17 protein-coding genes are annotated in these 13,526 nt (G+C 38.0%); 3 read left to right on the forward strand and 14 right to left on the reverse strand.

What is annotated here, in order from left to right; all coding sequences use genetic code 11:
- Positions 1-381: zinc ribbon domain-containing protein (locus tag ACXITR_RS05830; RefSeq protein WP_457996293.1), on the forward strand; the 381-nt coding region annotated here is incomplete at its 5' end.
- Positions 382-419: 38 nt separating this feature from the next.
- Here the strand turns inward: ACXITR_RS05830 and ACXITR_RS05835 are convergent.
- On the reverse strand, positions 420-1,409 hold the full coding sequence (locus ACXITR_RS05835; protein ID WP_457996294.1) for an NAD(P)/FAD-dependent oxidoreductase: 990 nt from the start codon (positions 1,407-1,409) through the stop codon (positions 420-422).
- A 193-nt stretch (positions 1,410-1,602) separates the two neighbouring features.
- On the opposite strand from ACXITR_RS05835, the gene ACXITR_RS05840 reads away from it, so the two are divergent.
- Positions 1,603-2,184: a thioredoxin family protein gene (locus ACXITR_RS05840; protein WP_457996295.1), complete on the forward strand. Its 582-nt coding sequence runs from the start codon at positions 1,603-1,605 to the stop codon at positions 2,182-2,184.
- 83 nt (positions 2,185-2,267) lie between these two features.
- On the opposite strand, the gene ACXITR_RS05845 is transcribed toward ACXITR_RS05840, so the two are convergent.
- From ACXITR_RS05845 to ACXITR_RS05905, 13 genes are all read right to left on the reverse strand, one after another.
- On the reverse strand, positions 2,268-2,912 hold the full coding sequence (locus tag ACXITR_RS05845) for a response regulator transcription factor (protein ID WP_457996296.1): 645 nt from the start codon (positions 2,910-2,912) through the stop codon (positions 2,268-2,270).
- A 15-nt stretch (positions 2,913-2,927) separates the two neighbouring features.
- Complete coding sequence (locus ACXITR_RS05850) at positions 2,928-3,497, reverse strand: DUF2854 domain-containing protein (RefSeq protein WP_457996297.1); 570 nt, start codon at positions 3,495-3,497, stop codon at positions 2,928-2,930.
- Between the two features lie 178 nt (positions 3,498-3,675).
- The gene (psaD, locus tag ACXITR_RS05855) at positions 3,676-4,110 is read right to left on the reverse strand and encodes a photosystem I reaction center subunit II (RefSeq protein WP_457996298.1); all 435 of its coding nucleotides are present in this window, start codon (positions 4,108-4,110) and stop codon (positions 3,676-3,678) included.
- A 149-nt stretch (positions 4,111-4,259) separates the two neighbouring features.
- Positions 4,260-4,880, reverse strand: a complete 621-nt coding sequence (hisH, locus tag ACXITR_RS05860; protein ID WP_457996299.1) for an imidazole glycerol phosphate synthase subunit HisH — start codon at positions 4,878-4,880, stop codon at positions 4,260-4,262.
- 109 nt (positions 4,881-4,989) lie between these two features.
- Complete coding sequence (purB, locus tag ACXITR_RS05865) at positions 4,990-6,285, reverse strand: adenylosuccinate lyase (protein ID WP_457996300.1); 1,296 nt, start codon at positions 6,283-6,285, stop codon at positions 4,990-4,992.
- Between the two features lie 231 nt (positions 6,286-6,516).
- On the reverse strand, positions 6,517-6,798 hold the full coding sequence (locus tag ACXITR_RS05870) for a hypothetical protein (protein ID WP_457996301.1): 282 nt from the start codon (positions 6,796-6,798) through the stop codon (positions 6,517-6,519).
- The gene (locus ACXITR_RS05875) at positions 6,788-7,084 is read right to left on the reverse strand and encodes a BrnT family toxin (RefSeq protein WP_457996302.1); all 297 of its coding nucleotides are present in this window, start codon (positions 7,082-7,084) and stop codon (positions 6,788-6,790) included. Before ACXITR_RS05875 ends, ACXITR_RS05870 begins: the two co-directional genes overlap by 11 nt.
- A 42-nt stretch (positions 7,085-7,126) precedes the next feature.
- Positions 7,127-8,257, reverse strand: a complete 1,131-nt coding sequence (locus ACXITR_RS05880) for a quinone-dependent dihydroorotate dehydrogenase (protein ID WP_457996303.1) — start codon at positions 8,255-8,257, stop codon at positions 7,127-7,129.
- A 111-nt stretch (positions 8,258-8,368) separates the two neighbouring features.
- Complete coding sequence (locus ACXITR_RS05885; RefSeq protein ID WP_457996304.1) at positions 8,369-9,658, reverse strand: ArnT family glycosyltransferase; 1,290 nt, start codon at positions 9,656-9,658, stop codon at positions 8,369-8,371.
- 326 nt (positions 9,659-9,984) lie between these two features.
- On the reverse strand, positions 9,985-11,733 hold the full coding sequence (gene argS / locus ACXITR_RS05890; protein WP_457996305.1) for an arginine--tRNA ligase: 1,749 nt from the start codon (positions 11,731-11,733) through the stop codon (positions 9,985-9,987).
- 113 nt (positions 11,734-11,846) lie between these two features.
- Positions 11,847-12,038 (reverse strand): hypothetical protein, encoded by a 192-nt coding sequence (locus tag ACXITR_RS05895; RefSeq protein WP_457996306.1) that lies wholly within the window; start codon positions 12,036-12,038, stop codon positions 11,847-11,849.
- 403 nt (positions 12,039-12,441) lie between these two features.
- Entirely contained in the window at positions 12,442-12,798 is a 357-nt protein-coding gene (gene folB, locus ACXITR_RS05900) for a dihydroneopterin aldolase (RefSeq protein ID WP_457996307.1), read from the reverse strand.
- 106 nt (positions 12,799-12,904) lie between these two features.
- Positions 12,905-13,192, reverse strand: coding sequence for a YggT family protein (locus tag ACXITR_RS05905; RefSeq protein WP_457996308.1), 288 nt, complete (start codon positions 13,190-13,192; stop codon positions 12,905-12,907).
- A gap of 94 nt (positions 13,193-13,286) precedes the next feature.
- On the opposite strand from ACXITR_RS05905, the gene psbX reads away from it, so the two are divergent.
- A complete protein-coding gene (gene psbX / locus ACXITR_RS05910; protein ID WP_193799834.1) occupies positions 13,287-13,403 on the forward strand; it encodes a photosystem II reaction center X protein in 117 nt (38 codons plus the stop codon).
- The last annotated feature ends 123 nt before the right edge of the window (positions 13,404-13,526 follow it).

Here is a 13,526-nt window from a genome sequence, read left to right on the forward strand (position 1 = left end):
CTTAAACAGAAAATTCGTCAGGTAGCTGAAAAGTTTGGACATATTTTCCTAGAAGTTGACCCCAAATATTCCTCTCAAACTTGTTCTCATTGTGGATTTAAGGACAAGCAAAATAGACACAAGGAAAGTTTTTTGTGTCTATTTTGTAATACCCCTGCTGATGCTGATACCAATGCAGGTATTGTTTTGGCACAGCGTGGTATAGATATACTTGGCATCAGTTTGGATGCCCTACTGGGGGTCGCTCAGGAAGTTACGGGTAAGCCTGAATCAACAGGCTCGATTAGTCGGGATGTATCAGAAGCAGTAGTTTCTGAGCCTACCAACCCTCTGCAACTTGTGTTGCTTGAGTGGATGAACGGTCAAGTAATTGGCTGTTAGAATCCCTATCTTCAGCCGTTAGGCAAAGTTAGGGTACTTCAATTAATATTTTCTATCCATTTTCTAGGCTCACTTTTACGACGAATATTACGCCAAATTTGGGTGGCGGCTAAGGTGCCATCGGCTACGGCTACAGATACTTGATTTAATCCTTTTTTCAAGTCCCCTAGGGCAAAGATGCGATCGTGGCTGGTTTGTGCCATATCATTGGTGATAAGGTTTTCTCCATCCCATTCCAAGCCTTCAATGTCCTTGAGGTAATGATTATGGTAAATAGAACCCATATTGATTAGCCCTGTAGTAGCTTCAATAAATGTACCGTCTTCTAGCTCTACTCCTTGCATTTTATGGTTTTCGCCGACGAAACGGGCGATCGCACCTTCATATAAAGGATAACCATGGTCAGCCAATTTTTGCTTCATTTCATCCCCCACAGTACATAAACCATGGGTCAAAACAGTAATATAGGGAGTAAACCAATTGAGAACAAAAGCCGCATTAATTTGAGATTCCTTCCCAGCAATTAAAACCGCCTTCTGATCCCACATATCAAACCCATCACATATCATACATACATGGAGAGTATAACCAGCATAATCATAAACATTTTGCATATCCTCCAACTGAGGTAAAACATCCATTACCCCAGACGCTGCAATAATATATTTACTACGGAAAACAGGATAAACACTATCTTTTTTACCCACCTTCACCTTCACCGCAAAAGTATCCCCCTCATCCTTCACATCCTCCACATAAGCCCGAAGATGATCAGCCCCCCAGTCAAGGGCTTGTTTTGTACCGTGTTGAATCAAATCCCTACCCGGGGCATCAGGATCAATTCCTAAATAGTTGCGCAAATCCTGCATCCACACCGAGCGCCCCTTACCCTTCTCGATAATCAAACATTTTAGACCATATCTAGCCAAATAAATAGCTGCCGATAAACCCCCCATACCACCACCAACCACAATGGCATCATAAACCGTATCGAGGCGTGATTCGTAATTTTTGCTAGATAATCTCATATTTATAACTCCAAGAATATTGTTTATTTAAGAGACAAAATTTTTAACAAAGACAAGTTATATCCCTATAAAAACATTATATAGTCTATATTTTAACACCGATAAATAGGGCTCAGTTTCCCTTTACCACCAACAAAAAAAATAAAAAATCATGAGATAATGACCACAGTAAACCTATCAAAAATCAGAAATTATGGCACGTACACCCTCCACGATGTTGGAATTAGGCACCAAAGCCCCCGATTTTAGCCTCCCTGACACCGTATCAGGCAAAACAATCTCCTTACAAGACTTTGCCCAGTCCAAAGGCTTACTCGTTATCTTTCTATCCTGTCATTGCCCCTTTGTAAAACACGTTAGGGCAGAATATGCAAGATTAAGTAAAGACTATCTTTCCCAAGGTTTAAGCATCGTTGCCATTAGCCCCAACGACATTGAAAACTACCCCGATGATGCCCCCGAAAAATTAAAAGAAATGGCAGAAGAAGAAGGCTTTAACTTCCCCGTTTGCTACGATGCAACTCAAGAGGTAGCCAAGGCTTACCGTGCCGCCTGTACCCCCGATTATTATCTTTTTGATGGTGACTTAAAATTAGTTTACCGTGGGCAATTAGATGATAGTCGCCCCAGCCTCGATATTCCCGTTAATGGGGTGGATATGCGCAACGCCATCGAAGCCCTCTTATCAGGTAAAGAAATCGACCACAATCAAAAGCCTAGCCTTGGTTGCAATATCAAATGGATAAAAGGTAACGAGCCTGACTATTTCGGCTAAAGAGTAAAATATGGGGCGTTTTCCCTTGCCCCATGGTATATATCCTTAACCATGAGAAATTAAGCTATCTTAGAAAAATGATCCTAAACTAGCTGAGATTGAATCGCCCAACGGGATAACTCTGTACGGTTATGTAACCCTGTTTTATTAAGCATATTCGACACATGACTTTCTATGGTGCGCTGACTTACCCCCAACTCAATGGATATTTCCCGATTCGATAAACCTTGAGAAACCAAACTTACTACCCTCGTTTCTGTGGGGGTTAACTCCACTGATTTTGGTACTTGAATACGTTTCGTATCATTGCCTGCACCATAACTATTAATCAGACGTTGGCTATAATTGAGGGTTGATTTTACCTGTGCTACTAACTCTTCTGGCTCAAACGGTTTTACTAAATATACATCCGCCCCTAGATTTAACCCCTTAATCCTATCTTGGGTTTGGGTTTTGGCTGACAAAAAGATAATCGGTATTTGATTCCACTGAGGATTTTGCCGTATTTCCTCCACAAAGGTATAACCATCCATTTCTGGCATCATCACATCACAAATAATTAAATCGGGGATTTCCTTTTCCAAGATACTAAGGGCTTCCCTTCCCTGACTCGCTATCCAAACTTGATAACCATTAAATTCTAAATAGTCTTTAACCAACAAAATTAAGTTAGGATCATCGTCAATAAGGAGTAGTTTATGGGGGCTAGAATTTTGGGTGTCTTTCATTTTTCTGGGGTGTTGTTAGGCAACTTCAACAGGGCTAGATTGAGATGAGGCAATGAGGGCTAAATCAATTATATTATTATCAAAATTAAGAATTTGAGCGGTGATACCCGGACCAAAAAATTTGGTAATTTTATCTAATTTTTCTTCCCATATTTCCTTGCTAATTAAAGGGGTTTGAAATTGTAAAACTAAAGTGTATCTACCATCGGTTTCTATTTCCTTAATAGTAGTTAAAACCGGTCTTTCTTCATCGGTAGGGCTTAATCCTAAACGCTCTAGGGCATCGTCAAGGTGGGCTTCTTGTCCATAACGATAACGGGTTACATCTTTTCTGAGTTGATTTTGGGTATCGGTGGCTTGGGTTTCTCTGAGGGTAAGAACTTCTTTGGGGGTTTCTTTTGAGAAGGGGATAGGTTTTAATTCGGCTGCTTTGAGGGCGAGTCCTCCTAACAAAAGGGGAATACCATAGAAAAACCCTGCTAAATTTAGGGTAGAGTTTCCTTTTGCATATGCAACAAAGCCTACAGCTGTTAAGATTGAACCAATTATTAAACCAACTAATGCTAGGGGAATTTTACGCAACATAGATTGATGATTACTCTTAAAATAATATTTGATGGGATATTTATTCTCTTTATAATATCAAAATAATCGCCTCGAAAACTCTTACTATTTACAAAGTAATAAAAGAGCGGTATAAAAAAATCCCCTACTCAAAACCGAGAGAGGGGAATTATATTATGGTATTTTGTAAGCCTATTGATTAAACATCATAGGGGTTTTTACCAGAAAACTTGAGAGTTACAGGCTCAGGATTTCTGCCGATATTTCTATCTTTTTTGCCGTGGAATTCGCGCCCTTCATTTACTTTTTCAGGGAATACACCATCAGCGGGGTGGAGATACTGTACTTCACCGTTGGGATAGATGCGGTAAACTTTGTAGTCTTCCATTTTAGGTTTAAATTTGGTGCGTAATTGAGTACCTAGGGCTAAACATTGCTCTTTACGGGCAAAGTAAAATAGGTTTTCTCCTTCATTCATAATGGCAGCGCCACCAGTGGGCATTTCAAATACTTGCTCTTTACTGCTAGTCCAAGTAATAGCGTATTTTTCTTCTCTGTCGGCAGCGGAAAGTAAACCGCCAGTGCTTCCGCCAAATTTAGGCATTTGACCTGTTAATTGGATTGTTTCGCTCATAGAGATATTGCTTTTATAGAAATGACATTTACTATCTAGGCAATGCTATCACTGAGTTAACCCCTATTTACTATGTCTGTTATGAACTGTAACAGTTTGTTACCTTTTGTTATTTTAAAGTTAGGGAACAGGGAATGGGGAATTTCATATCAGCTACCGATTAAGTTAACAAAATTGGAGAGGATTTTTAGACCGTAATCGGAAGATTTTTCGGGGTGAAATTGTACTGCCATAAGGTTTTTCTGGGCGATCGCACTGGTAACTGTTTGACTACCGTGGGTTACTTCCCCCGCAATGACGCTTTTATCGGCAGGATCGACATAAAATGAATGAACAAAGTAAAGATAGGTTTCAGGGGGTAATCCAGCCCACAGAGGATGTTCTGGTTGAGTTTTTGCCATGGTATTCCATCCCATGTGAGGAATGGTTAAATTTGGTTCAGATTGAAAACGGCGCACCTTACCCTTTATCACCCCCAATCCTTCCTCCTTGCCCTCCTCTGAGGATTCAAAAAGGATTTGTAAACCTAAACAAATACCTAAAAATGGTGTTCCAGAGGCGATCGCCCTTTTGAGTGGTTCAACTAAATTCCGCTCCTTTAAATGTTGCATAGCAGGATCAAATGAACCCACCCCCGGCAACACAATCGCCTTGGCTTGGGCTATTATCTCGGCAGAATCGGTTATTTCGGGAATTGCCCCCGCCTTTTCCAAACCCTTGCATACCGAGTGCAAGTTACCCATATCATAGTCAATTACAGCAATTTTCATGGTTTTAGAGAAAAATGATTTTTCCTGATTTGTTCAGAAATCGGGCTAGAAGCCCGAACTATATAGAAACGTATTTATTCCCCCCTTATTAAGGGGGGCTAGGGGGGATCTAAATACCTAGTCTTTCATACACCTGATCAAGGTTTTTCAAATGCTGATTAGGATCAAAACAAGTTTTCAACTCATCTGCTGATAAATGTTTCTGAATATCAGGACTAGATTCGATTAACTTGCGGAAATTACCATCTTGGGTATTCCATGCTTGGTGAGCGCACCCTTGCACAATACGATAAGCATCTTCCCTGCTCATGCCTTTTGCCACTAAAGCCAGTAAAACTTTTTGGCTGAAAATTACCCCACCATATACATTCATATTCCGGAGCATATTTTCAGGATAAACTAACAAGTTTTGAACTAAATTAGTGGTTTCCTTGAGCATAAAGTGGATCAAAATGCAAGTATCAGGTAAAATGACCCTTTCCACAGAACTATGGGAAATATCTCTCTCGTGCCAGAGGGCAACGTTTTCAAGGGCGGCTACCGCATGACCACGGATAATTCTTGCCATCCCTGTAATACGTTCGCTACGGATAGGGTTACGTTTGTGGGGCATAGCAGACGAGCCTTTTTGCCCTTTAGAGAAATATTCCTCTACCTCTAAAACGTCCGTGCGTTGCATATTGCGAATTTCTACGGAAAATCTTTCTAATGAAGCCGCTACAAGGGCAATTTGTTGGACAAATTCAGCGTGTACATCCCTAGAAATTACCTGAGTTGATGCGGTATCAGGTTTGAGTCCTAAAAGGCTACAGGCGATCGCCTCTACCCGTGGTTCAATGTTAGCATAGGTACCCACAGCCCCAGAAATTTGACCCACTGCCACATCTTGACGCAATTTTACTAAACGGTCACGGTTACGGCGCATTTCCGCTAACCATCCAGCTAATTTAAAACCGAAGGTAATAGGTTCAGCATGGATACCATGGGAACGTCCTACCATTACAGTATAACGGTGTTGTTGTGCCTGATAACGAATTGCTTGGATTGTTTCCTCCACTGCCTCTAAAATGAGATCTAAACTAGCAACCATCTGTAAAGCCAAGGCGGTATCTAGCATATCAGAGCTAGTCATACCTAAATGGATATAACGCCCTACATCGCCCACATACTCGTTAACATTGGTTAGAAAAGCGATAACATCGTGGCGCACTTCCGCTTCAATTTCTAATACCCTGTTAACGTCAAAAGCTGCCTTTGCTTTGATTTCTTCTACGGCTTCCTTGGGAATATGGCCTAATTCGGCTTGAGCTTCACATACGGCAATCTCCACCTGTAGCCATGTTTTTAGTCGATAGTTATCAGTCCAAATTTCGCCCATCTCGGGCAATGTATAGCGTTCAATCACTGCAATTCTTTGTTTATCTGCAAATACGACTGTTACATTTTACCTTACTTTGGACAAGGGAAGAATAATTGAGAATTGATAATGAATAATTATCAGGTTTTGTTGTCTCATAGTTACGATGACACATGATTAAAACAATCATACTGATAACTGAGTATTAAAGATGTTGTCACCATCGCCCATTACCTATTCCCCACTTAAACCCATATTTAAACTCAACAACACCAAAAATCAATTGCAAATTTCTGCTAATGCCTCATTAATAACCTTTTCTTCCACTCCTTGACGTTTTAAGCTATCAATTAAGTTCAATAAATTACTTTGTTCTAGTTTTTCTAAATCTTGACGTAATCCTTGCCCTATATAGGCTTTAATTAAAGACTTATACCCTGAGAATCCTAATAAAGGAGCGATGGTTTTTAATTCTTCTACCACATCTTCGGGGATACGAAGAGTAACACTTTCCATGGGGCGATCTTTTTTAAGTCTCTGTTTCAAAGTCTCAATTTTCATAGTAATTACGCTCTTGACGGGTTGCTTGACGGGCGGAAATAATGCGAATCATGTCATCTTCTTGTTGGATATGAACTACAAATAAAAGGTAATTGTGGTTATCCATACCAATAACAGCATCTCTAGTTTCATAATTGCGACTAGCATCAATTACCACTAAAAAAGGATCAAAAAATGCCTCACAAGCTCTTTCAAAGGTAATGCCTTTGTGTTTGATAAAATTTTGCTTGGCTTTTTCTTCATTCCAAATAAAGGTGATACTATTCAGCGTAAATGTACGATCCATTTCATTTAATTATAGTCAAGTTTATATTGACATCGTCAATTATCAATTATCTACGCCAATCGCCTCACTAATATTACTCAGTCCTTTCTGTTGTAACCTTGTTTGTAAACCTGTCAAAATATCCTTGACTACCCAAGGCCCTTCATATACCCAACCGCTATACATTTGTAATAGAGTAGCCCCTGCGGTGATTTTTTCCCACGCATCTTCGGCGTTAAAAATTCCTCCTACTCCAATAATGGGTAATTCTCCTTGGGTTTGTTGATAGATAAAGCGTATTACTTCGGTGGAGCGTTGTTTTAGGGGTAAACCACTGATGCCCCCTGCTTCATCTACTAATAAATTTCCTGTTTCTTTAAGGATTTTAGTGGTGAGTTGCTCTTTTTTGATGGTGGTGTTTGTGGCAACAATGCCCGATAAATTATACTGCCTAGATAGGTCTAAAATGCCTTTTATATCGTCCCAACTTAAATCAGGGGCGATTTTGATTAAAATGGGTTTTTCCCCTTGATTTGCTTCTTGTAGGGTCTTTAAAATGGGTTCTAGCTGTTCCCCCCCCTGCAGCGATCGCAACCCGGGAGTATTCGGAGAGCTAACATTGATTACAAAATAGTCGGCATAAGGGCGTAAAGCCTCAAAACTACCCAAATAATCTTGATGGGCTTCTTCTAGGGGCGTTATCTTCGATTTACACAGATTTATACCCACAGGAATTTTCCTAGGGCTTCTTTCCCACGTTTCTTTTAGTCTAAGGGCGATCGCCTCTGCCCCTTCATTATTTGCCCCCATTCTATTCAATAAAGCCTTATCTCCTTCAATGCGGAACATCCTCGGTAAAGGATTGCCCCCTTGCCCATGGAGGGTTACTGCCCCTAACTCTGCAAAACTAAAGCCAAAACTAGACCAAATTCCAGCACCCACCCCATTTTTATCAAAACCGGGAGCAAGTCCCATGGGATGGTCAAAATTAAGCCCCCACAGGGATTGTTTGAGGGAGGGTACATCTGTACAAAAAGACTTTTCAAATTCCCTAATCGTCCACTTACCCCAAGATTTATGCCGATTATGATCAATGTTCGCCAAAATATCCAAACTTTGTAGATGGGCTTTTTCAGGATTACCTTTCAAGGAGGCGAAGAATAGGGGATAGAGAGGACGGAAAGCGTTAAGCATAATTTAGAGCGGTTTTGCTGCGCAAGTGAGAATACAGATAAATAAATTCTTAGAAAAGTATATTATATTATGGGAAAAGAGTAAAATTCATGGTAGCTTTCTCCTTCTATTTTAATGTAAATTAAACAAGAGAATTAAACTAATATATTTACCCCAAAAAAGAATAAATATAAAGTATTCTTTTTGTTGTTGGATAAGAATAAATGCAGTAAAAAAGCAGATAAAATAAGAGGTTAGGATAGAAAATAATGAGCCATGCCAGTGATTAAACTGTATGAGATAAAATAGGGCAATACCTAAGGTAATAAAACTTAAAACACAGAAAAAATAACCCCATGATGGGGGGTAAGGTATCCATGGGGGTTGTCTAATGGTTTCCCCTAAGATATAGCCAGAGGCGATCGCCATGGGAATATATAATGAAATTAGGTTGGTATAATTGTGGGCAGGGTTGAAAAAAAAGTTAAGAAAAAGAGAGAGAAAAAACCAAATTAAACATAATTTTCCCCAACTATAATTTTTATTTTTAAAAGCATAAATAAACCCAAAACAACCAATGACAATCCAAGAAGAGAATTTACTTAATACATTAACAATAGAATATTGCGAATAATATAATATATCCAAGGTTGGTAATTCAATATCAATCAATGAATAGTTATCTTGTTTTGTATGGAAATATTCTCCGCCATACCACAGCAATGCTGGTATTAGCCCCAGTATGATGCCCAACCAAAAATAGCCAGAGTTTAACAATCTTGGAGTATCGTACCATAAAAAAATAAGGGCGATCGCACTTAAAACTATCGCCACATCCCATCCCACCGTAAGGGAAATAAAAGCAAGACTGATACCCACCCCCAAAGCCCAACGTAAATCACGACGGGAAATGAGAATAGATAGAAAGAAAAAAATCTCACAACATAACCTAACCCCATCAAACATCGCCAAGCGACCATAAAAAATTACAGGGGTCGTTGTAAGATAAACTAAGGCACTAAATAAAGCATAGAAACGAATAGGGAATAACTCCCTACCCAGACAATAAATTAAAGGTACAGATAACGCCGTTAGGGTTGCCCCCACAATACGAGTAGCAAACTCATTAAAACCCCACATATGATATGCCATCGCAGTCAAAATGTGCATCAAAGGAGGTTTTGTGCCATAAATACTCTCCGTATAATGGGGAAATAACCAGTTTAAATTTTTAAAAAAAGATTGATAAATTTCTGTTGAAATCTCCGCAAAGAAATATTCTCTGCCATCATAAAACGGTAAATTACCAAGGTTAACAGTACATAAAAAAAAAGCTCCCAAAAATAAAAAAGAAATTATTACTAACTCTTGTTTATAGTATATCGAGCCAAATTTATAGCGAAATATTCCGCCTAAAAACATCGAAAAATATAAAGATAATTACTAAGAAAAAAATAAAATGATAAAAAATAGATGCTTTTCCAGTGAATAACACCTTTTCCATAACATCTAGCCTAACACAGATCAAATAGTATTTGATTTCAAAACCTGATGGGCATTTCATCACGAAAGGAAAATCAAACAAGGAGTTTCAACCCCTTGCCCGTCCATTATTTGTGCCAATTATTTTAACTAACTAACTATAATTATTTCCGAGACTTAAAAGAAAAACAAAATTATTCCCGATAAAAAAGTAATCTTTAGGTCTTGATTATCCACTCTCCATTATTAATTCTTAATTATAAAATCTACATTCTTTCTAAGACAGAGATTCCTAATAAAGATAAACCTAATTTAATTACCTTAGCCGTTAAATCAGCCAAAATTAAACGAGATAATTTAACATCCTCCTCCGCTTGTAAAATAGGACATTGATCATAAAATTGATTAAACTTCTGACTTAATTCAAATAGATATAAACAAAGTCGATTAGGTAATAAATCCTTTTCTACTTCAGTAATGATGAAATCTAACTGTAAAAGATGTTTTGCTAAGACTAATTCGCTTTCTTCTTGGATAATAATAGGCTGATTAATTTCCAGATTATCTAAATCAATATTGCCCTTACGGCTAACTCCCTGTACCCTCACATAGGCATACAAAAGATAAGGTGCCGTATTACCCTGTAAAGCCAACATTTTGTCAAAACTAAACTTATAATCCGTGGTGCGATTTTGACTTAAATCAGCATATTTTACCGCACTCAAACCCACTACTTTACTAACATGATTAATAAAGGTTTCATCCTCATTTCTTTCCTCACCTTCAAGGCGACTTTCTAAGTCTTTTCTAGCCCGATTAATCGCTTCATCTAATAAATCTTTTAAACGAATAGTTTCTCCAGATCTAGTCTTGATTTTTTTACCATCTTCTGCTAAAACCAACCCAAAAGGAACATGGATTAACTCAACATTTTCGGGAATAAAATTAGCTTTTTTAGCTACTTGAAAGACTTGGGTAAAATGATTACTTTGTCCTGCATCGGTTACATAAACAATTTTAGTGGCCTTATCTTCTTGGATACGGTATTTTAAACAAGCTAAATCCGTAGTTGCATAGTTATAACCCCCGTCAGATTTTTGCACAATTAAGGGTAAGGGATCACCTTGTTTATTAACAAAGTTGTCCAGAAAAACACATTTAGCCCCTTGATCTTCTACTAATAAATTTTGCTGTTGTAAGACATTAATAATTTCAGCTAAAAAAGGATTATAAAAAGATTCTCCTCTTTCAGTTAATTCTATGTCTAAAAGGTTATAAATAATTTGAAATTCTTTCCTAGACTGTTCGCATAAAAGTTGCCATGCTTTAATACTTTCAGGATCTTTACTCTGTAATTTTACGACTTCTTGACGGGCTTCTTCTTTAAATTCTGGATCTTGATCAAACTTTAATTTTGCCTGTTTATATAAAGTAACTAAGTCTCCAATATCCACCGCATTAGCTGTGGTTAATACTTCGGGTTTTTCTTGCCGTAAAAAAGCAATCAACATTCCAAATTGAGTACCCCAATCCCCCACATGATTTAGTCTTAGGACATCATGCCCCCTAAATTCTAAAATTCGAGCGATGCTATCACCAATTATGGTTGAGCGTAAATGCCCCACGTGCATTTCTTTGGCGATATTGGGGCTAGAAAAGTCGATGATGGTTTTACCTTCTGACTTAATTTTTGTTACTCCTAAACGCTCATCCCGATAGGCGGAGGTGATTTTTTGGGCAATGTATTCGGGTTTGATGGTGATGTTGATAAACCCCGGCCCTGCAATTTGCAAAGGTTGACAAAATTCTTCTAAGTTTATATTATCAACTATGCGCTGGGCGATCGCCCTTGGATTCTCTTTCAACTCCTTGGCAAGGGGAAGAGCCACATTACATTGATAATCCCCAAATCGAGGATTAGTAGCAGGAACAACTAAAGGCTCAATCAGGGTGACATCATCCCCAAAGGTTTGTTTAAGAGTAGTGGCAAAAATTTGTCTAAGATTATCAATCATCGGAAATTAAAATAATTTATGTTGGAGCATACTTAATGGCTAATCCACTGTTAATTGTTAATGGTTGATGGTCAATTGTCAATTGTTCGCCAACTCCAACCCCAGCCCGTTAATTAATTTCCAGCCCTAAACTCATCATGGCCAGAAGGTGGATTATGGACTTCTGCAAAAAATTCTTTACTTAAACAGGCTTCCAAAAACTTAATTTTATAAAGATACCAAAAACGACTTGGTTTCCATACTGACTGTTGCACATCATTACAAAACAAGGGTTGATTAAGGTATTGCCACAAAGCAATGCTCATATTCTTAAAACGGTACACCATATAAACCTCCGTTAGACCACAGCAAGGGAACTATTTACACAAAGCTAAAATAACTACTCAACTATTCATGGTTAATAATCAAAAATGGTTTTGATCTTCTGACTATTTTGATTGAACTGTTACCATCCATATTTATGGTACTTAAAATATTTTGTTTGGTTACGGTTGTCTTCAAAAAAATTAATTAATCATCCATGCTCAAAAAAATAGCCTTCTAGCTTACTTAATCAATTTGACCCAATTTCTTATATTTTCGTTCACGGAGAAAAAGAAAGAAAAATAAAGCCAGAGGATGAAATAATGAGCTAGAGGGCGATAGAGCCTAAATATGACCCACAAAAATTGTAGTAATAGTTGACAAATAGGTAAATTTTTGCAAAGACTATTGACTTCTGGTAATATCTATAGTAATTCTTCCACTAAAATCGGGAATGGGAGGAGCTGGTTTGGATAGTTTTACCCTGACTTTAGTAACTAGGTCAATTTTCAACACATCTTCTGCTATGACATCCGCCAATTTCTCTACTAGGGCAAATTTAGCTGTTTTAATAATATGTTGAGTCATACTGATGGCTTGACGATAATCAACGGTTTTTTCGATGTCATCACTCTTTGCGGAGGGGGTTAAATCAACCCACATGGTTAAATCTACTTCAAACCATTGTCCTAATGTTCTTTCCTCGGGAAATAGTCCTGTGTAACCGTAGGCTCGAATACCACTTACTTCGATTGAATCCATTATTTTCTGTTCTTGCTTAATTCAATTTTCTGTAATCTATGATACAAGGTTGAAAAGTAACACGTAACAATTTTTTGTGTTTGATATAAGTCTTTGTCAGGAAACACTATCTCATGGCCATGGTAATAATGCCCTGTTGTCCTAACAAAATTTCCCGTAGTAGGGTAACGATACCTAACCAAACAATGGGGGTAATATCAATACCACCGAGGGGGGGAATAACTTTACGGGTAGGAATCAAAAATGGTTCTGTGGGTAAATACGCTAATTTGTAGGGAAATTTACTAACATCAATATTGGGAAACCATGTCATAACGATCCGAAATATAAACAAAAGGGTCATCACCAATAACAGTATTCCTAATATTATTGTACTAATAATGGCTAAATTCATAGGTTAAGATAGTTTATTTTTGCTTAAATTCCTCTCTATTGTAAGATAAAATGGATAAGACCATATTTTAGAAAATACACAGTATAAAAAGTTTATGACTCCTTCTTTATCTAATTTTCTCTGGAGCTTGGTATGGGGCGGTGCTATTGTTGTAATCCCTGCAACCGTTGGTTTAATCCTCGTTAGCCAAGCTGACAAAATTCGCCGTTAATTAAGGCTATGAGGGGGGTTGAGTTTCAGCCCCTCTTTTTATGATTATACATTTGTGTTCGAGTTAAAATATATTTTGAGGGCTTTGTTTTTTTGATATAAATTAGAAGTTATTTAATCTGAC

Source organism: Cyanobacterium sp. (assembly GCF_054166785.1).